General features: G+C 40.3%; 25 protein-coding genes and 1 tRNA gene. 18 read left to right on the forward strand and 8 right to left on the reverse strand.

The genetic code is table 11. The features are described 5' to 3' along the window. Window positions 1-279: 279 nt before the first annotated feature. The 3 genes from KF872_11595 to KF872_11605 all read right to left on the reverse strand — a co-directional run bounded on the left by KF872_11595 (window position 280) and on the right by KF872_11605 (window position 1,945). Window positions 280-675 carry a hypothetical protein gene (locus KF872_11595; GenBank protein MBX2904186.1) on the reverse strand — a complete coding sequence of 132 codons (396 nt, stop codon included), beginning with the start codon at window positions 673-675 and terminating at the stop codon, window positions 280-282. Between the two features lie 82 nt (window positions 676-757). Next, window positions 758-1,345 carry a hypothetical protein gene (locus tag KF872_11600; GenBank protein ID MBX2904187.1) on the reverse strand — a complete coding sequence of 196 codons (588 nt, stop codon included), beginning with the start codon at window positions 1,343-1,345 and terminating at the stop codon, window positions 758-760. A gap of 207 nt (window positions 1,346-1,552) precedes the next feature. Beyond that, window positions 1,553-1,945: a hypothetical protein gene (locus tag KF872_11605; protein MBX2904188.1), complete on the reverse strand. Its 393-nt coding sequence runs from the start codon at window positions 1,943-1,945 to the stop codon at window positions 1,553-1,555. A 126-nt stretch (window positions 1,946-2,071) separates the two neighbouring features. Here KF872_11605 and KF872_11610 point away from each other — a divergent pair, with 126 nt between their 5' ends. From KF872_11610 to KF872_11630, 5 genes are read left to right on the forward strand one after another with little or no spacing between them, the layout of a single operon-like run. Then, entirely contained in the window at window positions 2,072-2,854 is a 783-nt protein-coding gene (locus tag KF872_11610; GenBank protein ID MBX2904189.1) for an enoyl-CoA hydratase/isomerase family protein, read from the forward strand. Window positions 2,855-2,881: 27 nt separating this feature from the next. Next, window positions 2,882-3,232 (forward strand): aspartate 1-decarboxylase, encoded by a 351-nt coding sequence (locus KF872_11615; protein ID MBX2904190.1) that lies wholly within the window; start codon window positions 2,882-2,884, stop codon window positions 3,230-3,232. Continuing rightward, window positions 3,232-4,230: a flippase-like domain-containing protein gene (locus KF872_11620; GenBank protein ID MBX2904191.1), complete on the forward strand. Its 999-nt coding sequence runs from the start codon at window positions 3,232-3,234 to the stop codon at window positions 4,228-4,230. Before KF872_11615 ends, KF872_11620 begins: the two co-directional genes overlap by 1 nt. Beyond that, entirely contained in the window at window positions 4,227-4,706 is a 480-nt protein-coding gene (gene rfaE2 / locus KF872_11625; GenBank protein ID MBX2904192.1) for a D-glycero-beta-D-manno-heptose 1-phosphate adenylyltransferase, read from the forward strand. The genes KF872_11620 and rfaE2 overlap by 4 nt, the downstream gene beginning before the upstream one ends. Window positions 4,707-4,709: 3 nt before the next feature. Then, window positions 4,710-5,555, forward strand: coding sequence for an SDR family oxidoreductase (locus tag KF872_11630; GenBank protein MBX2904193.1), 846 nt, complete (start codon window positions 4,710-4,712; stop codon window positions 5,553-5,555). Here the strand turns inward: KF872_11630 and KF872_11635 are convergent. Both KF872_11635 and KF872_11640 read right to left on the reverse strand, forming a co-directional pair. Then, window positions 5,552-7,165: a GMC family oxidoreductase gene (locus KF872_11635; protein MBX2904194.1), complete on the reverse strand. Its 1,614-nt coding sequence runs from the start codon at window positions 7,163-7,165 to the stop codon at window positions 5,552-5,554. The genes KF872_11630 and KF872_11635 overlap by 4 nt on opposite strands. Window positions 7,166-7,206: 41 nt before the next feature. Next, window positions 7,207-8,241, reverse strand: coding sequence for a M28 family peptidase (locus KF872_11640; protein ID MBX2904195.1), 1,035 nt, complete (start codon window positions 8,239-8,241; stop codon window positions 7,207-7,209). A 206-nt stretch (window positions 8,242-8,447) separates the two neighbouring features. On the opposite strand from KF872_11640, the gene KF872_11645 reads away from it, so the two are divergent. The 10 genes from KF872_11645 to KF872_11690 all read left to right on the forward strand — a co-directional run bounded on the left by KF872_11645 (window position 8,448) and on the right by KF872_11690 (window position 18,960). Beyond that, window positions 8,448-9,275 carry a hypothetical protein gene (locus tag KF872_11645; protein MBX2904196.1) on the forward strand — a complete coding sequence of 276 codons (828 nt, stop codon included), beginning with the start codon at window positions 8,448-8,450 and terminating at the stop codon, window positions 9,273-9,275. 139 nt (window positions 9,276-9,414) lie between these two features. Further along, on the forward strand, window positions 9,415-10,170 hold the full coding sequence (locus KF872_11650) for an isoprenyl transferase (protein ID MBX2904197.1): 756 nt from the start codon (window positions 9,415-9,417) through the stop codon (window positions 10,168-10,170). A gap of 26 nt (window positions 10,171-10,196) precedes the next feature. Beyond that, complete coding sequence (locus KF872_11655) at window positions 10,197-12,860, forward strand: BamA/TamA family outer membrane protein (GenBank protein ID MBX2904198.1); 2,664 nt, start codon at window positions 10,197-10,199, stop codon at window positions 12,858-12,860. Between the two features lie 60 nt (window positions 12,861-12,920). After that, the gene (locus KF872_11660) at window positions 12,921-13,427 is read left to right on the forward strand and encodes a DUF1761 domain-containing protein (GenBank protein MBX2904199.1); all 507 of its coding nucleotides are present in this window, start codon (window positions 12,921-12,923) and stop codon (window positions 13,425-13,427) included. Window position 13,428: 1 nt separating this feature from the next. Continuing rightward, on the forward strand, window positions 13,429-14,079 hold the full coding sequence (locus tag KF872_11665; protein MBX2904200.1) for a class I SAM-dependent methyltransferase: 651 nt from the start codon (window positions 13,429-13,431) through the stop codon (window positions 14,077-14,079). Between the two features lie 120 nt (window positions 14,080-14,199). Then, a tRNA-Val gene (locus KF872_11670) sits at window positions 14,200-14,274 on the forward strand. Between the two features lie 80 nt (window positions 14,275-14,354). Next, window positions 14,355-14,690 (forward strand): hypothetical protein, encoded by a 336-nt coding sequence (locus KF872_11675; protein ID MBX2904201.1) that lies wholly within the window; start codon window positions 14,355-14,357, stop codon window positions 14,688-14,690. A gap of 140 nt (window positions 14,691-14,830) precedes the next feature. Next, window positions 14,831-16,486: an FAD-binding oxidoreductase gene (locus KF872_11680; protein MBX2904202.1), complete on the forward strand. Its 1,656-nt coding sequence runs from the start codon at window positions 14,831-14,833 to the stop codon at window positions 16,484-16,486. Next, window positions 16,479-18,035 (forward strand): glycerol-3-phosphate dehydrogenase/oxidase, encoded by a 1,557-nt coding sequence (locus tag KF872_11685; protein MBX2904203.1) that lies wholly within the window; start codon window positions 16,479-16,481, stop codon window positions 18,033-18,035. The genes KF872_11680 and KF872_11685 overlap by 8 nt, the downstream gene beginning before the upstream one ends. 4 nt (window positions 18,036-18,039) lie before the next feature. Next, the gene (locus KF872_11690; GenBank protein ID MBX2904204.1) at window positions 18,040-18,960 is read left to right on the forward strand and encodes a hypothetical protein; all 921 of its coding nucleotides are present in this window, start codon (window positions 18,040-18,042) and stop codon (window positions 18,958-18,960) included. A 5-nt stretch (window positions 18,961-18,965) separates the two neighbouring features. On the opposite strand, the gene KF872_11695 is transcribed toward KF872_11690, so the two are convergent. Then, window positions 18,966-19,526 carry a DUF3365 domain-containing protein gene (locus KF872_11695; protein ID MBX2904205.1) on the reverse strand — a complete coding sequence of 187 codons (561 nt, stop codon included), beginning with the start codon at window positions 19,524-19,526 and terminating at the stop codon, window positions 18,966-18,968. 278 nt (window positions 19,527-19,804) lie between these two features. Between KF872_11695 and KF872_11700 the strand changes: the two genes are divergently transcribed. From KF872_11700 to KF872_11710, 3 genes are read left to right on the forward strand one after another with little or no spacing between them, the layout of a single operon-like run. Beyond that, the gene (locus KF872_11700) at window positions 19,805-20,425 is read left to right on the forward strand and encodes a succinate dehydrogenase cytochrome b subunit (protein MBX2904206.1); all 621 of its coding nucleotides are present in this window, start codon (window positions 19,805-19,807) and stop codon (window positions 20,423-20,425) included. A gap of 25 nt (window positions 20,426-20,450) precedes the next feature. Further along, entirely contained in the window at window positions 20,451-22,448 is a 1,998-nt protein-coding gene (locus tag KF872_11705) for a fumarate reductase/succinate dehydrogenase flavoprotein subunit (GenBank protein ID MBX2904207.1), read from the forward strand. 58 nt (window positions 22,449-22,506) lie between these two features. Beyond that, entirely contained in the window at window positions 22,507-23,265 is a 759-nt protein-coding gene (locus KF872_11710; GenBank protein ID MBX2904208.1) for a succinate dehydrogenase/fumarate reductase iron-sulfur subunit, read from the forward strand. A 95-nt stretch (window positions 23,266-23,360) separates the two neighbouring features. Here the strand turns inward: KF872_11710 and KF872_11715 are convergent, their stop codons facing one another. Continuing rightward, window positions 23,361-25,220 carry a cadherin-like domain-containing protein gene (locus tag KF872_11715; protein MBX2904209.1) on the reverse strand — a complete coding sequence of 620 codons (1,860 nt, stop codon included), beginning with the start codon at window positions 25,218-25,220 and terminating at the stop codon, window positions 23,361-23,363. Between the two features lie 107 nt (window positions 25,221-25,327). Further along, window positions 25,328-26,197, reverse strand: coding sequence for an RNA polymerase sigma factor RpoD/SigA (locus KF872_11720; protein MBX2904210.1), 870 nt, complete (start codon window positions 26,195-26,197; stop codon window positions 25,328-25,330). Window positions 26,198-26,269: the final 72 nt, after the last annotated feature.

Here is a 26,269-nt window from a genome sequence, read left to right on the forward strand (position 1 = left end):
GTTCAGTGCTTTGAAAAAGCAGGCAAAAGAAGGTTGATATAGTTTAGTGCAGAAATTGGTTAGTAAATAGAGACGCGTTTTAGCAATGGGTTAGTGTTTTATTGCTGAATGGAAGTGAAGTAATAAACTTAACTTATAGACTGGGGTGGATACTTGTTTAAAACAGTAAATGCTTGGCAACAAGAGTAGTTTGTATTTGCAGTTAGTTTACAGAAAACAAAAAAGGTTAGCAAGCGCAATGCCAGCTAACCTTTTATTGAATTTTTATTAAGTACTTCGCTATTTTGTATAGCAAATTTTTCGTGTACCTTTTCTAAAAACAGGCCCCTTAGGTTTTCCGGTAAGGTTTTGGTCAATAGAAGTGTAAAGCCAGCAATCATCAATTACAATGGTAGAGCCATCGGTGCCTTTTACTTCTGCAATTACAATTTTTAAATCGCTTTTAGTTGCTTTTTCTAATAACACATTTATGGGAGTTTGAGCTGCAATTATGGTTTTTCCATTGGCAACCACATCTTTTTCAATTACAAACAAACCCATACCACCTTCGGATTTCAACACCTTTTCATTAAAATCTTTTGAAGCAACCATGCTTACAAGCGTTTTGGAGGGAACAGATTGTGCAAAGGATACAGATGCAAACGCAATAGCTGAAAGAGTGATAAATGTTTTCATTGTCAATTTATTTTTTTCAAATTTAAAAAAATAAAAAAGCCGTCTCAAAACTTTGAAACGGCTTTTTTTTATTAGCAATAAATTATTTGCCTTTTTTAGGAGCAGTACCAGATGTTCCGAATAAGAATACAGTAGTGTTTGAAGCACCTCCTGAAATTGTATTTTGGAGTGCATATTCAGTTCCAGAAACAAGTGGTGTAACCGGACGGAATTTGTAAACACCCGGTTCAACTTTTTCATATTCCAATTTTATATCATCGCGTTTTACAGATTTACCTTTAGCACCAAAAGCTCCGGCAATTGCTGCAGCAGACTGTGCTAATTCTAATTCGCGCGATTTTTTTGCAGGAATAACTTTGGTTAGGTTCCAAGCTGTTTCCGGATCGGTATCGGCATCCGGTAATTTTACAATAAATGATGCTTCAGATGGGTCAATTACTACCGGAGATTTTTCGCCCAAAATGTTTACGAAAGTAACTACTGATGCACCGTAAGAAAATCCTTTTGTTTTACTCTTTACTTCGGCAACTTGCTTTTCAAGTTTTGCTAAACTGCCATCCGCTTTTAAAAGCATGGGTACATTCTTAAATTCAGGGATTTGTGTAGCTTGGCTAAAGCCAATGGTTGCAAGCATCATGAATGATGCAAAAATTGCTGTTACTTTTTTCATGTTTTTTAAATTTTATACTTCAAAAGAGTAAAAAAAAAATGAAAGGTTTAACTTGAGAGTAAGAATATTGAAAAATTGGAGTATTTTTTAAAACAAAAAAAGGGTCGCGATGTGGCGACCCTCCTCTGACTATGGACACTTTGTTTGGTGACAAAAAATGGGGAATTGGGATAAGTGGTTGGGTATAGTGGTTAGTGGTAAAGCATTTTAGTTAGAAGCGAGGGCTACGCTAGGGAAAGTACGCGTAACTCCGTCTTTAGAAACTGTTTTAACTCTGTAGTAAGAATCGATGTTGTTAGGCAAAGGATATTTATCTGCACGGAACACGTAGTTACCGTCTTCGATTTCGGCACCTTCGGTTTGTATGTATTTTACTTGGCTGAAGAATTCGCCACCGTTGCCGCTTCGTTCAATAATAATATGGTCGTATTGCGCCATATCTTGGGCAAGGATGTGCAAAGTAACTTCGCTTTTGCTGCGTTCAATTTCGAGTGCTACATCGGCATTTGGATCTTTAAAGGCATGCTTTTGCCCCGGATTTGCTGCGAAAGAATATGAGAAGGTTCCTATTACTGCTAAAGTGGTGATTATGTTTTTCATAGGACTTTGAATTTAATTGGTTCTGCCTTCTATTACGGCAACTTTTACCAAAAGGTTTCACCTTATTCAAACTTTTTTTTGTGAGTATAAAGGCAATTAGTTCTTTCGCAGCGCAAAAACATATTCATGAAGGCTCTTGAAACTTTACTTACAGAAATTTCTGATGGCATTTTAACCATTACCATCAATCGCGAAACAAAATTAAATGCACTCAACAAATTGCTGGTACATGAGTTGGGAGAGGCAATAGACATGCTCTATAATAATGAAGAAATAAAGGCATGCATTATTACCGGAAAAGGAAGTAAAGCTTTTGCAGCCGGTGCCGATATTGCAGAATTTAAAGGCATGACCAAGCAGGAGGGTATTGCTTTGGCTCAAAAGGGACACGAAGTTTTTAACAAGATTGAACTTTCGCCTAAGCCAATAATTGCAGCCGTAAACGGTTTTGCATTGGGAGGCGGGTGCGAATTAGCCATGGCTTGCCATATTCGTATAGCAAGTGAAAATGCCAAGTTTGGACAACCTGAGGTAAACCTCGGTATCATTCCCGGTTATGGAGGTACGCAACGTTTGGTGCAGCTAATTGGCAAGGGAAAAGCATTTGAATTGCTAATGACAGGCGATACCATTGATGCCACATGCGCAGAGCGATTGGGTTTGGTAAATGATGTGGTGCAGACGGTGGAGTTATTAGAAGTTTGCAAAGCTATGTTGCAGAAAATAAATACTAAAGCACCATTTGCTATTTCTAAAGTAATTGAGTGTGTGCACGCCCATTTTAAAGATGGTATTGACGGCTTCGATACAGAAATAGAACTCTTTAGCGATTGTGTGGCTACCGAAGATTTTAAAGAAGGCACCAATGCCTTTTTGGAGAAAAGAAAGGCTGCATTTCAAGGAAAATAATCAAGTTTACTATTCAATATAAAAAGCATGTTACTTACGGTTTACAAATCAAAAATCCATCGCGCTACTGTTACACAAGCAGATTTGAATTATATTGGTTCTATTACCATTGATGAAAATTTAATGGAGGCCGCCAATATTTTTGAACACGAACGTGTACAGATTGTAAATGTAAACAATGGTGAGCGACTCGAAACCTATGTTATTAAAGGCGAACGGGGCAGCGGTGTAATTTGTTTAAACGGGCCGGCTGCACGCAAAGTAGCAGTAGGCGATATTATTATCATTATTTCGTACTGCATGGTAAACATGGAGGAGTATAAAACCCATGAACCTAGAACAGTACACGTAAATGCTGCTAACCAATTAACGCCTTAATGAATAAAGCTGTTGCCAACATCCTTAAGTTCTTGCTATCACTCGGCTTTGGAGTCTTGCTGGTGTGGTTGGCTCTTAAAAATTTATCGCAGGATGATGTGGCTAAAATGAAAGATGCTTTTGCCCGCACAAACTATACTTGGCTTATTCCTGGTGTTGCCATAGGTGTGGTAAGCAATATTTTTAGAGCATATCGTTGGCGGCTATTGCTTAGTGCAATAGGCTACACTCCGGGAATTGCCAATACTATTTATGCTGTAATGGTAATGTATTTGGGCAATTTGGCATTTCCACGCCTAGGTGAGGTTTCGCGGTGTGCATTGCTTGCCCGCTACGAAAATATACCTATTCAAAAATCAATAGGCACCATGATAACAGAGCGTATTGTAGATGTTATTTGTATGCTGCTTATTGGCTTGTATCTCTTTATTGCAGATTACGATGTGCTGGCAGGCTTTTTTGAGCAAGCTATTTTAAACGGTAAATCGCAAGGTAGTTCTTCGGCAATAAAATGGATAGTGCTGGCAGTAGGCGCTTTGCTGGCATTGGGTACATGGTTCTTATTAAAACGGTTTCGCCATAATGCCTTTGTTAGCTCGGTGTTAGAAAAAGTTGAGGGCTTGCTTGAAGGTGCCAAGAGCGTATTCAAGTTGAAGAATGTATGGCTGTTTATTTTTCACAGTATAATGGTTTGGCTGTGTTACACACTTATGGTATATGTGTGCTATCAGGCATTAAGCGAAACCGCTACTGCTAATTTCAACTCGGCACTTGCCATTGTATTTTTTGGTGGTGTGGCATTTATTGCTACTCAAGGAGGCATTGGCTCATATCCGTTGGCGGTGCAGGCTGTACTGTCTTTGTATGGTATTGCCGGAGTGGTTGGTTACGCCTTTGGCTGGATAGTTTGGGGTGTGCAAACGCTGCTTGTAATTGTGGTAGGTTTACTTTCGTTGGTATTAATTTCAGTATCAAATAAGGCAAACACTAAAGCGTGAGCAGCAATTCAAAAATTTTGAGTGAAGCCCAACTTCTGCAGCAAGTAAAGCAATGGAAAGCAGCAGGCGAAAAAATTGTTTTTACGAATGGTTGTTTTGATGTGTTTCACTATGGACATTTACAGTTGCTATTTGCTGCAAAGCAGTGGGGCAGCAAATTGCTGGTAGCGCTTAACAGCGATGTTTCTGTGAGATTATTGAAAGGAGAAGACAGGCCAATTAACAGTGAGCAGCATAGAGCGGCATTGCTGGCTGCATTAACTGTGGTGGATGCGGTAGTGCTATTTTCAGAGGAAACTCCGGAAATACTTATTCAAAAGGTAATTCCTGATGTGTTAGTGAAAGGTGGTGACTACAAGCCATCGCAAATAATCGGTGCCGATACGGTAATAAAGCATGGCGGTGAGGTAAAAATTGTGCCGTTGGAAGAAGGTTTTTCTTCCAGTAAAATTTTAACGTTGCTGAAACGTAATTAAGTTATGCAAAATAAGAATGTAGTTGTTACCGGAGGCAATGCAGGCATTGGCTTGGCAACCAGTATGGCATTGGCAAAGCAAGGCGCCAATATTTTTTTAGTAAGTAGAAATAAGGATAAAGCTGCCGATGCTGTTGAAGCAATAAAGCAAGCCACAGGTAATGGCAATATACAGTACCTTATTGCAGACTTGAGCGTGCAACAGTCTATTCGCGAGTTAAATAAAGAACTACGCAATAGGTTAGCATCTATTGATGTGCTTATCAATAACGCAGGAGGCGTTTTCCCGCAATTCAGTAAAAGTGCCGATGGTTTGGAAATGACAATTGCTACCAATCATTTCTCGTATTTCTTGCTTACCAATTTACTGTTGGATTTAGTGCAGCAATCGCCTTCGGGAAGAATTGTAAATGTGGCATCGCGGGCACACGTTAATGCTTCGATAGATATAGAATCGTTTACGCAGGATAAAGGTTATTTTATTTTTAAAGCCTATGGGCAAAGTAAGTTGGCCAATGTGTTGTTTACGGCAGAGTTGGCACGTAGGCTGGGTGACTCGCATGTAACGGTAAATAGCTTACATCCCGGATTGGTGAAAACAGACATCGGCAATAAAAAAACAAATTGGTATTCTACCTTGGCATGGACTTTATACTCGCGCATTGGAGGGTTGAGTATAGAAGATGGTGCGGCAACATCTATTTATTTGGCAAGCTCAAAGGATGTGGCAGGTATTACAGGTAAGTATTTTGCCAAATGTAAGGCTACCACACCTTCGGCATTGGCTCAGGATGTAGCATTGCAAAAAGAGCTATGGCGTATTAGCGAGCAATATTGTCCTTTAGTTTAACTTTTTTGGGCACTTAATCTTTCTTCTAAATTTTTTATGCTAACTCCCTGCTTTGCAGGAATGTGCGCCATTGCATATTCGGTGAGTGCTGTAATGGTGAGCGATGGATTTACGCCTAAATTACATGGCATAATAGAGCCATCGAGCACATAAAAATTAGAATAACCATGTACTTTGAAATAATCATCAACTACACCCTCTGCTGCAGTTTCTCCCATGGGGCAGCCACCAAGAATATGAGCCGTAGAAGCTAAACCAAGCGTAACTTCTGTAAGTGCATTCATGGGAGTGCCATTTACTTTGGCAGCATAGCGGTACAAGGCTTCTTGCCCAATTGGAATATACGTGGGCACGCTTTGGTTAGAATCATTTACCATAGAAATGCTACTGCCCCAAAATCTACGTTTTAAACGTATGCGCATAGAATTTTCGAGCGTTTGCATGATAAGAAATATTACGCTGTTGGTAGCCGGAGCTTTTGTGAAGAATAGCTTGGCGTAAGAAATTGGATTTTTAATGATTTGTCCAATCATTTTAGCTGTGCGTACAGCAGGCGATCCATCGCCTACTGCCAGTGTGCCTAAGTGTACCATAGCTCCGCTGCCATCGCCAAATTTGCAGATTTCTATTTGTGTGTTTTCATCGGGCGAAAACACGCGCGAAATGGCAAGCCCGTTATTCAGTTTTATATTGGCTCCGCCCACACCGCTCAGCATTTCGCTATTGGTTAGAATATTTTCGCCTAATTTATCCGATAAGTTGGGTAGTGTTTTGTATAAGTGTTTTTGTTTGAGTAGTAAATCCATAGTGCCCAATACTCCTCCGCTTACAATCAAACCTTTACTTTTAAATATAATTTTCTTTTTGCCCAACCATTTGGTAGAAGATTCTGTATGAATGTGGTATTCATCTTGCAGGTATTCTATTTTAGTTACTTGTGTTTCGGCTAAGATGGTGGCGCCAAATTCATGTTCTGCCAGCCAAAGATAATTTTTGTCTAGCGTGTTTTTGGCGTTGTGGCGGCAGCCGGTCATGCAAGCTGCGCATTCAATACAGCCTTTGCGTAAAGGGCCTAAGCCATTAAAGTACGGATCGCTTTCTTTATCGGTATCGCCAAGGTAAACACCTACGCCATCTACACTTTTATAGGTATTGCTATAGCCCATTTCTTGTGCTACTGCTCTTAATACATCATCTTCCGGATTGTCTTTTTTGTATTGGGTAGTACCCAACATGAACTTTGCTTTTTCATAGTAGGGTGCAAGTGTGCTTTTCCAGTCTTTAAAGTGAGCCCAAATTTTATTGGTGTAGAAATTTTCTTTGGGCATCATGTGTGTGTTGGCATATACCAGCGAGCCACCACCTACGCCTACTCCGCTGAGTACAAAAACTTCTTTAAAGAAAGTGAGTTTTTGAAAGCCAAACCATCGTAGCAACGGAAGCCAAATGTATTTGGGAACATTCCAGTCGGTTTCGGGAAAATCGGTAGCATTCCATCGCTTACCTTTTTCAATTACTAATACGCTATATCCTTTTTCTGCCAGGCGCAGTGCGCTCGTGCTGCCTCCAAACCCGGAGCCTATTACAATATAGTCGTACTCTTGTTTCATTACTTGGTGTTTAGTTTGAAAAAGCGATTTATACAAAAAACTCACAGTGGCTTCATACTTGCATTGTATTCATACACGGTGTATAGCACAGTTTCTCCAACTGCTTTTAAGGTATTTTTATCTATAGCTTTAATGTCGTCTTGGTGTGTATGCCAATACCAACCAAAGCCGCTGGGTGTGTTGCTATCGTGGTGAATAATATCTATGGTTGGAATTTTGGCACGCTCATTGATGTATTTATGGTCATCAACAATTGGGTCGGTGGTTTGGTTAGAAAAATAGTTGCCATGCCCTAAGATTTTTGCATTGTTCCATACACGGTCTAAAACCCATCCCGCATAGGCTGTTGAAGTTCCCTCGCGGGTAAACACGGCTCCGGGCGCACCTACCATATCCAATAAAATACCGAAATCTGCCTTATAGTCTGTTTGGTGTGGGCTGCGGCTCCAATGCTGTGCACCCAAGCAGTAGGAGTCGGGTACATAATTAGTACTGTTGGCAGGTTGGCCATAATCCTCGCTATCTAAAAACAAAAAATCTACTCCTATGTTTTCTAACTCTTGTGTGCGGATAGTTCTGAGTATTTCCAGTAATACTGCCACTCCGCTTGCGCCATCGTTGGCTCCTAAAATTGGTTCGTTTTGGCGGCTATGGTCTTGGTCGGCAAATGGACGGGTATCCCAGTGTGCAGTTAATAGCACTCTCCTGGCAGCCGAAGGATTTACCGATGCAATAATGTTTGTGGATTTTAAGATGGTGCCATCATAAGCGGTAGCATCAAATTTTTGTACATAGTAGCTGTCGGCATACTTTTTCACAAAGTCTGTAAGCCATGCAGCGCAGGCTTCGTGGGTTTTGGTATTGGGTACTCGTGGACCAAACCGCACTTGGGTTTCAATATAACTAAAAGCCGAATCGCTTTCAAATTTTGGAAATGTAATATCGGGTTGGGTTGAGGTTTTTTGCTCGGTGGTGGGTGGTGTTTCGGTTTTGGTTGGTTTAGTAAACCAGTTACAAGAAGAGAGTGTAAAAAGTGCAGCCGATAGTACAAGGCTAGCAATGTTTTTTAATAGCACGGTATTGTATTTAATGCGATAAATGTAGCTATTGGCTGCATATTTAAAAGGTTGAGCCAGTAATTTAGCTAAATCGGCAATGGTTTTGCGCCTTTAGTTGGGCGTGGAGAATAATTCATATTATTTTTTCTTTTGAACTCAATTTTTGTGCATATTGAACGTTATGCAAGCGCATTAGTAAAATGCTGTTATTTTCGCGCTCCAAAATGAAGAAGGCCTTCGCACTGTTTTTATTGTTTAATAGTGTATTGGCGCTGCAAGCTCAGTTTCATGAGTTTGGGGCGTTTGCTGGCTTTGCGCATTATTTTGGCGATTTAAATCCTCAGTTTAGTTTTGCCATGCCACGTCCTGCCGGAGGAATTTTTTATCGCTACAATATAAAAAAACGGGGAGCATACCGTGCTTCATTTAATTATGGAATGCTGGAATTTCGCGATGATGCCACTAAAATTCCGGCTAACATTCAACGCAATCTTTCGTTTAGAACTAACATCGTAGAAATTACTAACCTTATTGAATTTAATTTTTTGGAGTACGATAAAACCAAGAAAAAGAAATGGTTTACGCCTTATCTTGCCACAGGTTTTACGCTTTTCTTTTTTAATCCTGAGGCCAATTACAAAGGCAAATGGGTTTATTTGCAGCCATTGGGAACCGAGGGGCAAAACGACCCTGATTATTCCGGAGTGAAAAAGTATAAGCTCTATAATTTTTCTATACCGGCAGTTTTTGGTTTTAAGTTTTCGGTACAGAATTGGAATTTGGCAATAGAAGGTGGTTGGCGACAAACGTTTACCGATTACATAGATGATGTAAGCGGGCTTTACCCGGGTTACGCATCACTGCCCGGTGGATCAAAAGGCTTTGCTGCGCAGCTTTCAGATCGCTCGAGAGAACGGGGAATTGAGCCTATTGGCAAACCCGGCACACAACGTGGCGAAAGCCCCAAAACAGATGCTTATTTATTTGCAGGTATTACCGTGAGTTATACAATTATGCGCATTCAATGTCCAAAACCTTTTAGCACCCGATAATTATTATAGATTTATGATGGCAGATGGCAGCAATAAGATAAAAAACAACAGCAGAGGCAGTGTGGATACCAATCCTGCTTTGTTTTCTTTTTGCGATTGCTTACCCTGTTTTCTGTTTTTTTGATTTCTAAATTAACCAATGAGCGATTTAAAGGAACAAATTGATATTACTAATCTGCCAAAGCACATAGCCATTATTATGGATGGCAATGGGCGCTGGGCAAAGCAGCAGGGAAAGCATCGTGTGTTTGGGCACAGCAATGGCGTAAAGGCCGTTCGCGAAACGTCTGAAACTTGTGCAGAATTAGGCGTAAAACATTTAACGCTCTATGCTTTTAGTACCGAAAATTGGAATCGCCCGCAAGAAGAAGTAGGCGCTCTTATGGAATTGCTGTTAAAAACTGTGAGGTTAGAGATAAAAACGCTGATGAAAAATGATATTCGCCTCCGCGCAATTGGTAACTTAGAAGCTTTGCCTAAGGCTACGCTTCGCGAGTTGAACGATGCTATTGAAAAAACAGCGGGCAATAAACGAATGGATTTAATTTTAGCTTTAAGTTACAGCGGAAAAAGTGAACTCACTAAGGCCATGCAACACATTTCGAGTGATGTAGTTGCCGGGAAACTTCAAGTAAGCGATATTACCGAAAGCTTGGTGAACCAATATTTATATACAAGTAATATTCCGGATCCGGAATTACTAATTCGCACCAGTGGCGAAAAAAGAATAAGCAACTTCCTGCTTTGGCAGTTGGCTTATTCTGAATTGTATTTTACCGATTTATTTTGGCCGGATTTCAATAAACAAGAATTATACAAAGCCATTTTAGATTACCAGCAACGCCAACGTAGATTTGGCAAAACCGGAGAACAAATTCAATCACAAACTGCTTAAATAAGATATTGAGCGTTACGAATAGTATGTTGAAATTTTTTAAGCAATTTATATTGAATAACAGTAGGCAATTATTGCTAATACTGTGGTGTTGCATACTGCTTTTTCCGGCAGTTACATTTGCACAATCGCAGCATGTAGATTTTAGTAAATCTGCCGAATTAGAAATTCAAGAAATAAAAGTTGAAGGCACTAAATACTTAGACGAAAGAATATTGGTTACACTTTCGGCATTGCGTGTAGGCGATAAAATTAAAGTGCCGGGCGAAAGTATTTCAAAAGCCATTAAAAACCTTTGGAAGCAGCGCTTATTTACATTTGTTTCCATAAAGATAACCAAACAAGAAAAAGACAAAGTTTGGTTGCTCATAAAAGTAGAAGAAAGGCCGCGTATTTCGCGCTACACCATTAAAGGCGTAAAGTCGGGTGATTTAGAAGAAGTGCGCAAAAAAATAGATCTGCGAGCCGGTAGTATTTTAACCGAAAGCGTAAAAGCGCAAGCTGCCAATGCACTAAAAACATACTTTATAGATAAAGGCTACTTGAACACAACTGTAGAAGTTACCGAAAAGCGCGATTCGCTTATTCCCAATAGCGTAAAGGTAGAACTTTGGGTAGATAAAGGACAGCGTGTAAAAATCAACTACATCACCTTCGATGGCGTGCAAAGCGTTACCGCCAACCGCTTGCGCAGAGCCATGAAAGAAACTAAAGAAAAGGTAAAGTTTGATTTAGATGAAATACTAAACTTTAGGAAAAATATTAAAGACAGTATTTGGCGCAAACATCCATATAAATTGCTGGAATTATCGCCTATGCGTATTTACGAATATGTAGATAGATACACCAACTTGAACTTCTTTAAAAGTTCAAAATTTAAGCGTAAAGAGTACGAAGACGATAAACGGAAAATTATTGAATATTACAACTCACAAGGTTTTCGCGATGCCGCCATCGTAACAGATTCGGTGTACTTAACCGATTCGCGCAATTTAAATATTGATATTAGTGTAGATGAAGGAAAACGCTACTATTTCAGAAATATATATTTGAATGGAAACACTAAGTATTCCGACTCATTAATTTACCGAATCGTAAATATTAAAAAGGGCGAAATCTACAATCAAAAACTGTTAGATGAAAAATTATTCATGAGCCAAAACGGTGGCGATTTAAGTTCACTTTACATGGATGACGGCTATTTGTTTTTTAGCGTAACACCAATGGAAGTAAAAATTGATGACGATTCTATTGATGTGGAATTGCGTATAAACGAGGGGCCACAGGCAACCATAAAAGATGTACGCATTCTAGGAAATACCAAAACCAACGAAAGAGTAATTAGGCGCGAACTATACACATTGCCGGGTAATAAATTTAGCAGGAGCGACCTCTTGCGCTCACAAAGGCAAATTGTGAATTTGGGATATTTCGATCCGCAACAGTTAGATATGGTGCCCATTCCCAATCCTGAAAAAGGAACGGTGGATATAGAATATCGAGTTACCGAAAAGCCATCGGATCAATTAGAACTCTCGGCAGGGTGGGGCGGAAGACAGAGCCAAGGCGGAGGCTTGGTTGGTACACTAGGCTTAACGTTCACCAATTTCTCATTAAGGAATATGTTTAAGAAAAAGGCATGGAATCCTTTGCCATCGGGCGATGGGCAGCGTTTAAGTGTGCGCGTGCAAAGCACCGGAGCACGTAGCCAGTTCTATACCGTATCGTTTACCGAGCCTTGGTTGGGCGGTAAAAAGCCACAATCGCTTACGCTTAGTTTTAATAGAACAAGGCTTAATAATTTAGATCTGAACTATAAGATCGATGGTAAGTATATTGCCACTGCTGCCACCATTGCATTTGGCACACGATTAAAGAAACCAGATGATTTCTTTACAGCAGAAGTTGCCATGACTTTTCAACGCTATGAATTAACCAACTACCCTAACTCTTTCTTTATTTTCCAAGAAGGAAAGGCAAACAACTTGAGTTTCTCTTTCAACCTTTCAAGAAATTCAATAGATGCGCCTCTTTACCCAACACGCGGTGCATTGTTTGATTTTACGGTGAGTGCCACACTGCCATATTCACTCATGTTTCCGGGTAGAAAAAACATAGACTACAGCAATCCCGATTTGCCCAACTCTTCGCGCTACAATTGGATAGAATACCACAAGTGGAAATTTAAAGTAGATTGGTATTTGCCTATTTGGAAAAATTTGGTGCTAAAAACAAGTGCCAAATTGGGATTCTTGGGGTTGTATAATAGCAATATTGGCTATTCTCCATTTGAACGTTTTGAGTTAGGGGGCGATGGCATTTCTAACGCTCAAATTTTAGGTAGAGATATTATTAGCTTACGCGGTTATCCGGTAATATCGCCAAGTGGCGGTGCTCCGGTGTACAATAAATTCTCTATGGAGTTAAGGTACCCGATTTCACTAAATCCTTCGGCAACCATTTATGCCTTAGCCTTTTTCGATGGTGGGAACTATTGGATGAATATAAAAGATTACCGTCCTTACGATTTAAGAAAGAGTGCCGGATTGGGTGTGCGCGTATTCTTACCAATGTTTGGCTTACTCGGTTTCGATTACGGTATCGGTTGGGATAAAACACCGAAGGGTGGAAACAATATCTTCAGCAAGTACGGTGAGTTTAGAATTGTACTTGGATTTGAACCGGAATAGTTTTGGCTTTTCAAAAAAAGCTGTTTACCTTCCGAATCTTCATTCACTAAAAGAAAATTTATGACCTATCCAATTAACTGGCTGGTGGTGTTTGGTTCGGCAATAGTGCCTATTGTTGTTGGCTTTATATGGTATCATCCAAAAGTATTTGGCAATATATGGATGAAAGAAAGCGGTACAATGCCCGATGCACCTAATAAATCCAACATGGGAATTGTGTTTGGTGCAACAGTTTTTTTGTCGCTTATGCTGGCCGCAGCATTGGTGTTTGCAGTGGTACATCAATTGCATATTTTTTCAACCGTAATGGGCAATCCCGAACTGCAAGATCCCAATTCGGAGTTAAATACTTTACTCAAAACACTTATTGAAAAATATGGGCAAAATTTCCGCACCTTTAAGCATGGAGCCTTGCACGGGTCAATGGCGGGCTTTACCATGGCGCTGCCCATTGTTGCCATCAATGCTTTGTTTGAAAGAAAGAGCGCCAAATATATTTTCATAACTGCCGGGTATTGGATTGTAACATTTACATTGATGGGCGGTATTATTTGTGGTTTTGCATAAGATGGCTTTCAGCAATTTAAAATGGCGTGTAGCGCAGTTTTTTGAATTATGGTGGTGGCGTTTTTATTTTAAAAACAAGCAAAAACACACTTACCTCGAATGGAAAAAAAAGTATTGGGAAAGCGTATTTAAAAAAGTAGAATCGGTATTGCACATTCAGCCTCAGCAACAAATTTTGGAGTTGGGATGCGGTCCAGCAGGATGTTTCATTTTTCTGAATAAAAATAAAATAACAGCAGTAGATCCATTGCTGTTGGCTTACGAGCAGAAGTTGCCATTTTTCAACCCGAAAGAATATGGACATGTAACTTTTGTACCTGCATCTATTGAAGCGGCATCTATTCACCATAGTTTTGATGTGGTACTTTGCTTCAATGCTATAAACCATGTGCGCGATATTCAACTTTGTTTAAAGCGCTTGTATAGTTGGGTAAAGCCGGGCGGTAGAGTACTGCTCTCGGTGGATGCGCATCGCCACAGTATGTTGAAGCGTGTTTTTGCAACTATTCCGGGCGATATTTTACATCCACATCAATACACATTGCAGGAGTACGAAACATTGTGCAGTATGGTCGGTTTACACAAAGAAACTGTTGTACTGCTAAAGCAGGAATCTATTTTTTCGCATTACTTGTTGGTGCTATCAAAATAAGTAGTTGCTGAGGTGGTTTTGCAGTAATTTTTTGGTTGAATTATTTTTTTTGAAAAACTTTTTTTGGGTTAGTACTTGTAGAAATCTGAAAAGAATATACATTTGCGCTCCCAATCGAGAGGGCGCATAGCTCAGTTGGTTCAGAGCATCTGCCTTACAAGCAGAGGGTCGGAGGTTCGAATCCTTCTGCGCCCACAAACAAAAAGCTACCTACAGGTAGCTTTTTTTATTTTAATTGTTTAATCTGTTTCGCTATTTTAAAAATCAATATGTACATGAAGACTTTTTTTTCAGTGTTGGCGGTATTTGTAATGGTAATGGCATCAAGTTGCTCAAAAAAATGTACCACTTGCACTTTGCCAAGTAAAAAATGTGCTACGTGCGTAGTGCAAGGTGCTACGCAAAATCTATGCGAAGGTGATATTCCCGGAGGTGTAAGTTTAGAGCAAGTAATGTTAGGAATAACATTGGCAGGCGGTAGTTGCACGCTCAACGATTCTTCGGCAGTAAAAGAAGAGAAGTTTTGCTGGAGCGATAACGCCAGTGAAAACACAGCTAAGTTAGGTAGAATAACTTTGGAAGATAAAGGCTATACCTGCGTAGAGAAGTAATAAACCTAAGCCTGAGGTAAAGTAGTATTGTTTTTCTGGCAAGCAATGTTGTAGTGCACTAAAAGAAAACAGCACAAGCGATTGGGTTTTGTGGCAGCTTTCTTATTTTGCAGTTTATAGAATAAAAGCATTGCTAGTAAATGGAAGATAGTATACAAGCTACCGAGAGTGATTGGTGGAAATGGGGCGATCCTGCAAAACGGAAAAAGCTCACACAATATCAAAAGTTGAAAACGCATTTTGAAACGCGTTTCACCACATCGTTCGATAACATAAATAATACGCCTGCGTATAAAATAGCAGTAGATTCATCCGATGAGGTTGTTCAACTCTTCTCTCGGCATTTACCTTCTATAGAAATTAAAACCACTATAGATGCGCGCTTAAAAAAAGCTACCGGAAAGAGCTACCCCGATTTGTTATCTGCCTTTTATCATAGCAACATTCACTTACCCGATGCAGTAATTTGCCCATCTTCGCCAAGCGAGGTGCAGCAAGTAATAGCGTGGGCAAGCGAGCATCGTATTGTAGTTGTTCCGTTTGGTGGTGGAAGTAATGTGGTAGGCGCATTTGCGCAAAAAGAAAAGACAACTAAGCATGTCGTGCTGGATTTAAGTGCCTTAAACAGTGTAGTAAGCATAGATGAGGTAAACCATACCGCTGTTTTCGAGGCCGGTATTTATGGGCCGGAATTAGAACAGCATTTGAATAAGAAGGGGTTTACACTTGGGCATTTCCCCCAATCGTTTGAATACTCTACTTTGGGAGGATGGATTGTAACACGCTCGGCAGGGCAGGAGTCTTCTTATTATGGAAGGATCGAAGATATTGTTATAGCATTAAAGGTGGTTACACCTCAAGGCGAAATTTCTGCAGGTGCCTACGAAGGCGATGCGGAAGGTGTAAATATTAAATCGCTTTTCTTTGGTTCCGAAGGCACCTTTGGCATAGTGGTAGAAGCGAAAGTGCGTATTCACCCATTGCCCCAAAGTAAAAAATGGGTAACGGCCGTTTTTCCTTCGTTTGAAAACGGGACACACGCTTTGCGCGAATTGATTCATGCGGGTTTGTATCCTTCGGTTGTGCGCTATTCAGATGAACAAGAAACGTTTTTTCTATCGCAATTATCGCACGAAGCACCTTCGGTATTTTCTAAATTGAAATCGTATTTCACCCAGATGGTTTTGAAGTTTAAGGGCATCGAAAAACCTTCTCTGATGATGCTGCGTTTTGATGGCGCCTCAGATGAAGCAGTGCAGAGATCGGCATTTGCTTCATCTGTAATAAAAAAATACAATGGCCTTTTAAGTGGCGAAAGTTTGGGTAAAAAATGGGAGTTGTCTAGATTTGGACTTCCTTACTTGCGCGATGATTTATTGGAGCGTGGTATTTTTGTTGATACTATGGAAACCGTGCTTCCGTGGAATAAGATTGGCGCAATGAAGGCAGACCTACAGTTGAAATTGCAACAGTTACCGGCCTTTGGAAATGAAAAAGGGATACTGCTAGCACACCTGTCGCATGTGTACACAGCTTCGAGCAGTATTTATTTTACGGTAATTACCAGGCAAGATAGCGTGCAACCACTGGCACAGTGGCAAGCAATTAAAACTGTAGTTACGGATACCATTGTGGCGCATGGCGGGGCAGTGTCGCACCACCACAGTATTGGACGCGACCATCAAAAATGGTATGTGCAACAAACTGACACACTTACACGTGAAGTGCTAAAGGCAATAAAGCATACACTCGATCCCAATACAATTTTAAATCCCGGAAAATTGTTTGATGAATAGAGAGCAGCAAATAGCGCGCGCCCAAACAGAGCAATTTGATATTTGCATTATTGGTGGCGGCATTACGGGATCCGGTATTGCACATCATGCAGTTGCAAATGGCTATAAAGTATTGCTGTTAGAACGCGAAGATTTTGCTTATGGAACTAGTAGCCGCTCTTCAAAAATGATTCATGGTGGATTGCGGTATCTTAAAAATTTTCAGTTGCAATTGGTGCACGAAGCATTATTAGAGCGTGGCCATTTATTAGAGATGTATCCACATTTAGTAAAGCCCATTCCTTATGTTTTACCTTCGTATGGTTCCAAAATAAATTTATGGGTTAAAAATATCGGGCTTAGTTTATATGATGCGCTGGCAGGAAAATCTGCTATTCCGCCTCATCGCTTACTTTCTGCCAAAGAAGTATTGCAGCACTTGCCCGGATTGAATGCTGCCAATCTTGCAGGTGGAATTATTTATTGGGATGCAAGTACCAACGATGCCAAGTTAGTACTTGAAGTAATTTCTACTGTTGCACAGCAAAGTGCGGTTGTGCTTAATTATTGTGGCGTAGTTGGCTTTAATCGGCAAGAAGATAGCATACAAGCCATACGCTGTAAAGATTTTGTTTCTGGTGAAATTTTTGAAGCAAAAGCAACAGTGTATGTAAATGCTGCCGGAGTTTGGACTGATGAAGTTTTGGGTATGCTAAGTGCCTCTGATACTTCTGTAATGAAGCCAAGCAAGGGAGTACATGTAGTAGTTGCAACTTCAAAAATGCCTAAAGATACAGTTGCCATTGTTGCTTCGGCCAATGGCGATGGGCGTTTGCTTTACAACTTGCCGTGGGAAAACAACTTAACCATTTTGGGGACTACCGATACAGATTTTTTGCACCCGCCCGATACGGTAAATGCTACACAAAAAGATGTGGATTATATATTACAATCGTTCAATAAAAGTTTTCCCTCTGCTCACCTCTCTTATAGCGATATTATTGCTGTGTACGCAGGTTTGCGGCCAATGCTTGCAGATGAGAAATCTTCTAATAGTTATGGTCGGTCGCGGGAGTATAAAATTTGGTGGAACGCTACTAATATGTTGAATATAGCCGGGGGCAAACTCACTTCGTTTCTTTCTATGGGCGCGCATTGCTTAGCTATAGCTAAAGAAAAATTAAACTCACCAGCTAAATTTGAAATACCTGTGGTGCATAGTACAGCAACTGTATGGAGTTTACAATATGGAAAACAGGGTTGTTTTATAGATGCAATTATTCAAGAAGATAAAGCAGCAGCGCATAAAATTTCAGATGCTTACAGTTATTCAGTTGCAGAAATAATATTTTTTATCAGGCATCAGTTTGCTGTTACCTTAGATGATATTTTAACCCGCAGAACACATATTACTTATGCAATGAAAATGTGGGACGAAACAATGGTGCAAACTATAGCCAAAATAATGGCAAAAGAATTAGGAAAAGATAATGCATGGATACACCTGCAAATAAGCAATTACCGTAGCCGATGGCAGCAGTACCATCCCGATTTTACATACCCAAATTAGCAGTATGAAACGCATCGCATTTATTATTCATGGTAAGGCAAAAGGAGCTTCGGCTCTAGCCGAAAAAGCCAAACTATTATTTGCCGAACACGATGTGCTGGTTGAAGAAACAAAGCATATAGCACATGCTACCGAAATTGCTTGTGATGCAGTAAAAGCAGGCTATCGGTATATTGTTTGCGCAGGTGGCGATGGCAGTTTAAACGAAACTGCCAATGGTGTAATGAAAGGTGTAAAAGTATTGCCCGAGCATGAGCAACACCTTGTTCGCCTAGCGGTATTGCCCCTTGGTGCAGGAAATGATTTTATTAAAACCATACAGTCGCCCAGCACAATAGAAACACTATATCAGTCTATACAAAACGATACTTGTACGTTAATAGATTTAGGACATGCAACTTATTTTACAGTTGGTGGCGAAAAGGTGCAGCGATGGTTCGTAAATATCACCGATGTGGGAATGGGCGGTGTGGTAGCCGAACGTTTAAGCCGCTATTCCAAATGGATGGGAGCTGCGCTAACGTATCAGCGCGCTATTGTAGGTACATTGCTTACCTACAAAAACCAAGCAATAGAAGTAAAGAGCAATTCATTTTCTTATACCGGAAGCGTAATGAATTTTGTGGTAGCAAATGGAAAGTATTTTGGTAGTGGTTTAGGTATTGCTCCCGATGCAAATGTAGCTGATGGTAAATTTTCAATTGTAATTCTTGGTGAAATTTCGATGCTTGATTACATTAAAAATTTGGGCAACGTAAAAAAGTGCAAAAGAATATTGCATCCTCAAATGAAATATATGGAAGCAGAATATATAAGCATACATGCCCCCCAAGGAAAACTTCCTATCGATATGGATGGCGAATTTGTTGGATATAGCCCTATTGAATTACAGCTAGTAAAACAGGCCATTCACTTTGTAGTGTAAATTGGCTAATTGGTTTTAAATTTAATCTTCCACATGCCTCGCAATTCGCCTAAGCTGTAGCCTGTGGCCAAATCGTTAGGATATTTTTGTTTTAAAAGAACTTGGGTTCCTTCAGTAATATCGGAAGTGTTTCCGTGGCATTTTATACAAGCCGGCATGGCTAAAAATATGGGCTTGTAGTACACCACTTCGCCTTCGTTTTTTTGTTCTGCAAAAGATACTTTTTGCGTTTCTATTTTTTTCCATGCCAAGCTATCGGCAGTGGCGTTAATTGCATTTAAAGGGTTTCTATTCTTATTGCTTAACCTTTGTATGCTTGCGTGGTAAATGTTTGAAAGCGAATCGGTAATAGGCATTGCATGTATATTGCAATAGGTTACGGCATGCTCGGAACCGCCTTGCTGCATTGCAGCACTTACGCGCTGCATAAATACTTGTTGAATTTCGGTAGTAATACTATCGCCCAGTGCTGTATAGTTGGGTGGTGGTGCGGTACTAACCGATTGAGGTGTATTGCCGCAGCTATTAAGTAATAGTGCTAATGGTAACATTGCTAAGTATCGCATTGGTGTAAGATGGTAGTGAAAAGATAGAGAGGCATAAATCAAGTATATAAAATTATGCAGGCAGTATATTTTGCTTACAGCGCCCTATTTAATTCATTATTGTAACTTTTTTGTAACCCATTCCTGCACAGTATGTTTACAAAACTGATAAATATTAGCTTTTAAATATGCGCAGGTAAACTATTTTTGACGGGCTTAAATTTTAAACAGTGAGTACAAAAACAGATAAAACCATCAGTTCTTATCTCTTTAAATCCTCTATTGGCAAAAAGGCTTTAATGGGATTAACGGGACTTTTCTTGATTTCATTTCTTGTAATTCATGCTGCTATAAACGCCATGATTTTTTACAACGATGGAGGTGAAACATTTGGGCATTGGGCACATTTTATGGGAACCAATCCAATTATTAGAACTTTAGAAATTGGCTTAGTGGCAGGCTTTCTCATTCACATTGTGGATGGTATTTTGCTTTTAAAACATAACAACGATGCCCGCCCCGTAAAGTATGCTTACAGCAATGCAAATGCCAATAGCAAATGGTATTCGCGCAGCATGGGCTTGTTGGGAACCTTATTATTGTTGTTCCTAATTATTCACACAGCTCATTTTTGGATACCAAACAGAGCCAACCAATTTGCCACAGGCGAAGAGTTGAATTTATATTCTTTAATGAAAGAAAAATTTAGCTATTGGTATATAGTGGTAATTTATTTGGCAGGTTGCATTTCGCTACTTTGGCATTTAATGCACGGTTTTAAAAGTGCCTTTCAAACATTGGGTCTAAACCACGTGAAATACAATGCGCTCATTGCCAATGTAGGCACTGTGTTTTCAATTGTAATTTCAGCACTTTTTGCTTCTATGCCTTTGGCATTTTATTTTCAACTTATTCAATAGAAAGAACCTTTAAAATATTTAGTACATGGCAGCATTAGATTCAAGAATTCCTGATGGTACAATCGAAACTAAATGGACAAAATATAAATCTACCGTTCATTTAATAAATCCGGCAAACAAACGCAGTATTGAAGTGTTGGTTATTGGTTCTGGCTTAGCCGGAGCGGCAGCCGCAGCTTCGTTGGCAGAGTTGGGATATAAAGTAAAAGTATTTTGCTTTCAAGACTCGGCACGTAGAGCGCACTCTATTGCTGCACAAGGAGGTATAAATGCCGCTAAGAATTATCAGAACGATGGTGATTCTGTTTATCGTTTATTTTACGATACCGTAAAAGGTGGCGATTACCGCTCGCGCGAAGCCAACGTATATCGCTTGGCAGAAGTGAGTGCCAATATTATTGACCAATGTGTGGCACAAGGTGTGCCGTTTGCGCGCGAATACGGTGGTATGTTAAGCAACCGCTCGTTTGGCGGTACACAAGTGCAAAGAACTTTTTATGCTGCAGGGCAAACCGGTCAGCAGTTATTGTTGGGCGCTTATTCCGCATTGCAGCGTCAAGTAGGTATGGGTATTGTAAAAATGTATGCCCGCCACGAAATGCTAGATGTGGTAATGATAGATGGAAAATGCCGTGGAATTATAGCCCGCGATTTAGTAAGCGGCAAGTTGGAACGCCACTTTGGGCATGCCGTTTTATTGTGTACAGGAGGTTATGGCAATGCATTTTTCCTTTCTACCAATGCAATGGGTTCCAATGTAACTGCAGCGTGGAAAGCGCATAAAAAAGGCGCATTTTTTGGTAATCCTTGTTTCACACAGATTCACCCTACTTGTATTCCGGTTTCGGGCGACCACCAAAGTAAGCTTACGCTCATGAGTGAATCGTTGAGAAACGATGGTAGAATTTGGGTGCCTAAAAAGAAAGAAGACGCAGAGGCAATTAGAAAAGGAAAGAAAAAAGCCAGCCAAATACCTGAAGAAGATCGCGATTATTATTTAGAAAGAAGGTATCCGGCTTTCGGAAACTTAGTACCGCGCGATGTGGCTTCACGTGCTGCAAAAGAACGCTGCGATGCAGGTTTTGGAGTAAATGCAACGGGTGAAGCTGTATTCCTCGATTTTGCATTCAATACAAAACGCTATGGAACCATAGAAGCTGCTAAACATGGTTTAACCAACGTGTCGGATGCAGAGCTGGTGGCAATGGGTAAAGAAGTAGTAAAAGAAAAATACGGCAACTTGTTTGATATGTACAAGCAAATTACCGGAGTAGATCCATACGAAGAGCCCATGCAAATTTATCCTGCCGTGCACTACACTATGGGAGGCTTGTGGGTAGATTACAATTTAATGACAACCGTTCCGGGCTTATATGCCTTGGGCGAAGCTAACTTCTCCGATCACGGAGCCAATCGCTTGGGAGCATCTGCACTCATGCAAGGTTTGGCCGATGGTTACTTTGTAATTCCATATACCATTGGCGATTATCTCTCAAACGAAATTCGAGTAAAAGCAATACCTACCGATCACGAAGCGTTTGTGCAAGCAGAAAAAGCAGTACAAGAAAAAATTGATAAGTTTTTCTCCATTAAAGGGAAACAACCAGTAGATCATTTCCATAGAAAGCTAGGAAAAATAATGTGGGAAAAGTGCGGTATGGCACGTAATGCCGAAGGCTTAAAATTAGCCATAACCGAAATTCAGCAATTGCGCGAGGAGTTTTGGAAAGATGTACGCGTACCGGGTACTGCCAATGAATTTAATCCTGAGTTGGAAAAGGCAGGAAGAGTTGCCGACTTTTTAGAGTTAGGCGAATTGATGTGTAAAGATGCACTCAATAGAAACGAATCTTGTGGCGGACACTTCCGTGAAGAGTACCAAACAGAAGAAGGCGAAGCACTCCGCGATGATGCCAACTACAGCTATGTTGCCGCATGGGAATTTAAAGGCAACGATTGGGAACTACATAAAGAAGAGTTGAAATACGAGAATATTAAAATTGCACAGCGTTCATACAAATAAGCTGATACTAAAATAAATGAATAGAAAGTAATTAGAAATTCAAGCAAAAAATACAGTTATGAGTGGCAATATGAAAGTAACCTTAAAAGTTTGGAGACAAAAGGACCAAAATGCAAAAGGTAGTTTAGAAACACACCAAGTAAATGATGTATCTCCAGATATGTCTTTTCTTGAAATGTTTGATGTACTGAACGATAAACTTATTTGCGATGGTAAAGACCCAATTGCATTCGACCACGATTGCCGCGAAGGTATCTGCGGTATGTGCAGTATGTACATAAACGGACAACCGCACGGACCATTACAAGGTGTTACAACCTGCCAGTTGCACATGCGCTCGTTTAAAGATGGCGATACTATAGTAGTAGAACCATGGCGTGCAAAGGCATTTCCGGTTATTAAAGATTTAGTAGTAGATAGAAGTGCTTTCGATAGAATTATTTCTGCCGGAGGTTTTGTATCTGTAAATACAGGCAATGCACAAGATGCCAACTCTTTGCCCATTGGAAAAGAAGATGCCGATATGGCGTTTGCATCGGCTACCTGTATTGGTTGTGGCGCTTGTGTAGCGGCTTGCAAAAACGCATCTGCCATGTTGTTCGTTTCGGCCAAGGTTTCGCAATTTGCACTGTTGCCACAAGGGCAGCCGGAGCGCCATTCGCGTGTGTTAAACATGGTGGCTCAAATGGATAGTGAAGGTTTTGGAAATTGTACCAATACCGGAGCTTGCGAAGCAGAATGTCCCAAAGGTATTTCTATTTCAAATATTGCACGTATGAACCGCGATTTCTTAAACGCTGCTGTGGTAGAAGAATAAGTTTATACAAACTCTCTTAAATAAAAAAAGAGGCTGTCACAAAAGGACAGCCTCTTTTTTTATTTGGGTGAAGCAAAGTTTGCAATAGAATTTGCTTAGTGCTGAATAAGCACTTGTGCCCTGCCGCCAACTTTGCCATTATTTAAAATTACCTCAGCAACATAGCTGCCGGCCTGTATATCTGCTGTTGAAACCCGCGCAAAAATACTGTTTTCGTTTACGGCAGTTTCTTTCACTATTCTTCCTTCTAAATCTATAAGACGAATGCTGTGTACGCCCATTAAAAAAGGAAGGTTATTTCTTACAAAAAACATATCAGCCGAAGGATTAGGATAAATTTTGTACACTACATCTTCTACTTCATTTATAGAAGCACAAGTAATTACAACTTGTTGGCAAGAAGAATCTACTCCAAATTTATTGTAAGCATACAAGCATACATTGGCTTGCCATGTGGTAGAGTTTGTATGGGTAATGTTTAGCGTATCGCCAGTTGCAAGCGTATCGGTAATACCGGTTATTGCATTTAATTTCCAAACTACTGAATCTGCATGTAAAGAAGCATTGCTGAAAACCGCACCACAATTGGTTGTGCTGGCGGTATAGTTAAAAGCAGCATTAGGAAGTATCACCGGTTCTTTTACTTCAATAAAAATATAAGCAGTATCGCAAAGCGAAGGTGTGCCATTATCGCAGATAGTATAGCGTATTGTATCGAATCCTACATAACTCGCGTTGGGTTGATACAGTATGGTTTGGCTGTTTATTGCGGTGTCGTTGCCATGCGTAGCATTTTGGAGGATAGAAACGGTAAGCGCATTTTGGTCGGGGTCGCTATCGTTTGCTAGTACAGGAATGGATATTGAATTTGGTTGAAATACGATAACTGTATCGTTTATAGCAATTGGCTTTTGGTTGGGTGTGCCAATAGTTGCAACACGCACCGTATCGCAAAATGTGTGGCTGCCACCTGCATTAGTGGCTGTTAAGCACACGTAATAATTGCCGTTAGAAGTATAGGTGTGTGTAGGATTTTGTGTGTTTCCGTTAGGCGTATTATCGTTATAGTTCCAACTCCATGTATTGGGGTAGTTATCTGAACTATCTGTAAAAGTTACTACTCCATTTGGTGCAACCGAATAGGTAAAAGCTGCAATGGGCGGGTTGGGGTTTTGGAGCGACCAGGCAACTTGTAAAAGTGTGCCGGAGGTATCATAACTAAAGGTGAGTGCTGAGCCGCGCGCTTCTTTGGTTAAGTAAGTATAGCGTTTGGTGGTATCAAAAGTATTGCTGAAGGTTGAAAATATATTTGGAATAATTGCCACTTCAATTTTGGTATTACTGGTTTCGTAGCGTTGGTCGCGCAGGCATTTATAGGCAGCATGTGGTGTAATTACTTTTCCCCACCCGTCTATTGTATCGGTGTACTTTCCGGTGTAGGTTACCTTTACTTGGCTTACGGCAGGCTGCCCAACTGCAGAGCCGGCCACCGTTTTAGTAAAGCCCCAAGTGCCGCTATAAGTGTTGCCATACTTTGTTGGGAATTTGGCAACAATTGGTTCGGGATTAAAAGCTACATCAGTAGAAAATCCGGGAAGCAGTTCTCCGTCTAACCCTTGCCATGTTACTCCTGTTGCAGTTGTTTTTGAAAAAAGAAACGATACTCCATTGGCAGTAGTTGCCAAGTTGGAAGATGAGAATTTTGTTTTTTGCGGATTGGTAAGCGCTCTGTATTCAATTGTATCGTTATCGAATAAAACCAAGTTGCTGAAATCGTAAGTTCGGTTGGCACCTTTTAAACCATAGTTTACCGAAGGAAGAGGGAAGGTGTCGCGGGCTGTTTTTTGTGTCCAGCCAACATAGGGCATATTAGTAGAATCTAACTGAATAGGTTGCTGGCTATAGGAGTTAATGAATAATACAGTTGCTATAAGCGCAAGGCATAAGTTTTTCATTACAGCGTTTTTTAATGAGAAGTGAATTGCCAATAATAAAACTTATATAACAAAAAAGGTGAGCATATTTTCTGCTCACCTTTCTTACAATAACAAGGTAGTAAAAACTACTGACCCAAATATGCTTTAAGCGATTTGCTGCGAGTTTGAGAACGTAATTTTGTAATGGCCTTATCTTTAATTTGGCGGATACGTTCGCGCGTAATTCCTAATTCTTCTCCAATATCTTCTAATGTTTGCGGATGCTCTACTCCAATACCAAAGAAGCGCTTAATAACTTCGCGTTCGCGATCGGTTAAAGAAGAAAGCGTACGCTCCGTTTCTTGGCGCAACGATTCTTTATAGTCTAAATGCGCGTCTGTTTTTTCGGCATTCAGGTTTTCCAATACATCAATAAGTGCATTGCTTTCGCCATCGGTAAAAGGAGCATCCATAGAAACGTGGCGGGCAGAAATACCCAAAGTAGCTTCTACTTCTTCAACTGTAATTTCTAGAATATCTGCCAACTCCTCCGGTGTGGGTTCGCGTTGGTACTTTTGTTCTAAATCGGAGAATGCTTTGTTTATTTTGGTAAGTGAGCCTACTTTATTAAGCGGTAAGCGAACCAAGCGGCTGTGTTCTGCCAATGCTTGAATAATAGATTGGCGAATCCACCAAACAGCATACGAAATGAACTTGAAACCACGGGTTTCATCAAATTTCTGTGCGGCTTTTACCAAGCCGAGGTTGCCCTCGTTTATTAAGTCGTTTAATGAGAGTGAGTTGTTTTGATATTGTTTGGCTACCGAAACCACAAAGCGCAAATTGGCACGTGTAAGTTTTTCTAAGGCTGTTTGGTCGCCTTGTCTAATTCTGCGTGCTAATTCCACCTCCTCTTCGGGAGTAAGCAAATCTTCCTTGCCAATTTCCTGAAGATATTTCTCAATAGACTGGCTTTCGCGATTGGTAATTGATTTGGAAATCTTGAGTTGCCTCATGATTTTATTGTGTTTTTATTTAATAAAAGATAAAGAAGCGTGCGAAGTTAGAAAATTTTATTCGCGCTTGCA

This window comes from Chitinophagales bacterium (genome assembly GCA_019638515.1).
Classification (GTDB): domain Bacteria; phylum Bacteroidota; class Bacteroidia; order Chitinophagales; family LD1; genus UBA7692.

Bases quoted from the DNA above. Each gene is read 5' to 3' on its own strand.
- KF872_11605 (MBX2904188.1), bottom strand. From the start codon at position 1,945: ATGAAAAACATAATCACCACTTTAGCAGTAATAGGAACCTTCTCATAT.
- KF872_11720 (MBX2904210.1), bottom strand. From the start codon at position 26,197: ATGAGGCAACTCAAGATTTCCAAATCAATTACCAATCGCGAAAGCCAG.
- KF872_11715 (MBX2904209.1), bottom strand. From the start codon at position 25,220: ATGAAAAACTTATGCCTTGCGCTTATAGCAACTGTATTATTCATTAAC.
- KF872_11595 (MBX2904186.1), bottom strand. From the start codon at position 675: ATGAAAACATTTATCACTCTTTCAGCTATTGCGTTTGCATCTGTATCC.
- KF872_11710 (MBX2904208.1), top strand. From the start codon at position 22,507: ATGAGTGGCAATATGAAAGTAACCTTAAAAGTTTGGAGACAAAAGGAC.
- KF872_11645 (MBX2904196.1), top strand. From the start codon at position 8,448: ATGAAGAAGGCCTTCGCACTGTTTTTATTGTTTAATAGTGTATTGGCG.
- KF872_11620 (MBX2904191.1), top strand. From the start codon at position 3,232: ATGAATAAAGCTGTTGCCAACATCCTTAAGTTCTTGCTATCACTCGGC.
- KF872_11615 (MBX2904190.1), top strand. From the start codon at position 2,882: ATGTTACTTACGGTTTACAAATCAAAAATCCATCGCGCTACTGTTACA.
- KF872_11600 (MBX2904187.1), bottom strand. From the start codon at position 1,345: ATGAAAAAAGTAACAGCAATTTTTGCATCATTCATGATGCTTGCAACC.
- KF872_11655 (MBX2904198.1), top strand. From the start codon at position 10,197: ATGTTGAAATTTTTTAAGCAATTTATATTGAATAACAGTAGGCAATTA.
- KF872_11660 (MBX2904199.1), top strand. From the start codon at position 12,921: ATGACCTATCCAATTAACTGGCTGGTGGTGTTTGGTTCGGCAATAGTG.
- KF872_11675 (MBX2904201.1), top strand. From the start codon at position 14,355: ATGAAGACTTTTTTTTCAGTGTTGGCGGTATTTGTAATGGTAATGGCA.
- KF872_11665 (MBX2904200.1), top strand. From the start codon at position 13,429: ATGGCTTTCAGCAATTTAAAATGGCGTGTAGCGCAGTTTTTTGAATTA.
- KF872_11700 (MBX2904206.1), top strand. From the start codon at position 19,805: ATGGGATTAACGGGACTTTTCTTGATTTCATTTCTTGTAATTCATGCT.
- KF872_11630 (MBX2904193.1), top strand. From the start codon at position 4,710: ATGCAAAATAAGAATGTAGTTGTTACCGGAGGCAATGCAGGCATTGGC.
- KF872_11650 (MBX2904197.1), top strand. From the start codon at position 9,415: ATGAGCGATTTAAAGGAACAAATTGATATTACTAATCTGCCAAAGCAC.
- KF872_11705 (MBX2904207.1), top strand. From the start codon at position 20,451: ATGGCAGCATTAGATTCAAGAATTCCTGATGGTACAATCGAAACTAAA.
- KF872_11690 (MBX2904204.1), top strand. From the start codon at position 18,040: ATGAAACGCATCGCATTTATTATTCATGGTAAGGCAAAAGGAGCTTCG.
- KF872_11685 (MBX2904203.1), top strand. From the start codon at position 16,479: ATGAATAGAGAGCAGCAAATAGCGCGCGCCCAAACAGAGCAATTTGAT.
- KF872_11610 (MBX2904189.1), top strand. From the start codon at position 2,072: ATGAAGGCTCTTGAAACTTTACTTACAGAAATTTCTGATGGCATTTTA.
- KF872_11680 (MBX2904202.1), top strand. From the start codon at position 14,831: ATGGAAGATAGTATACAAGCTACCGAGAGTGATTGGTGGAAATGGGGC.
- KF872_11695 (MBX2904205.1), bottom strand. From the start codon at position 19,526: ATGCGATACTTAGCAATGTTACCATTAGCACTATTACTTAATAGCTGC.
- KF872_11635 (MBX2904194.1), bottom strand. From the start codon at position 7,165: ATGAAACAAGAGTACGACTATATTGTAATAGGCTCCGGGTTTGGAGGC.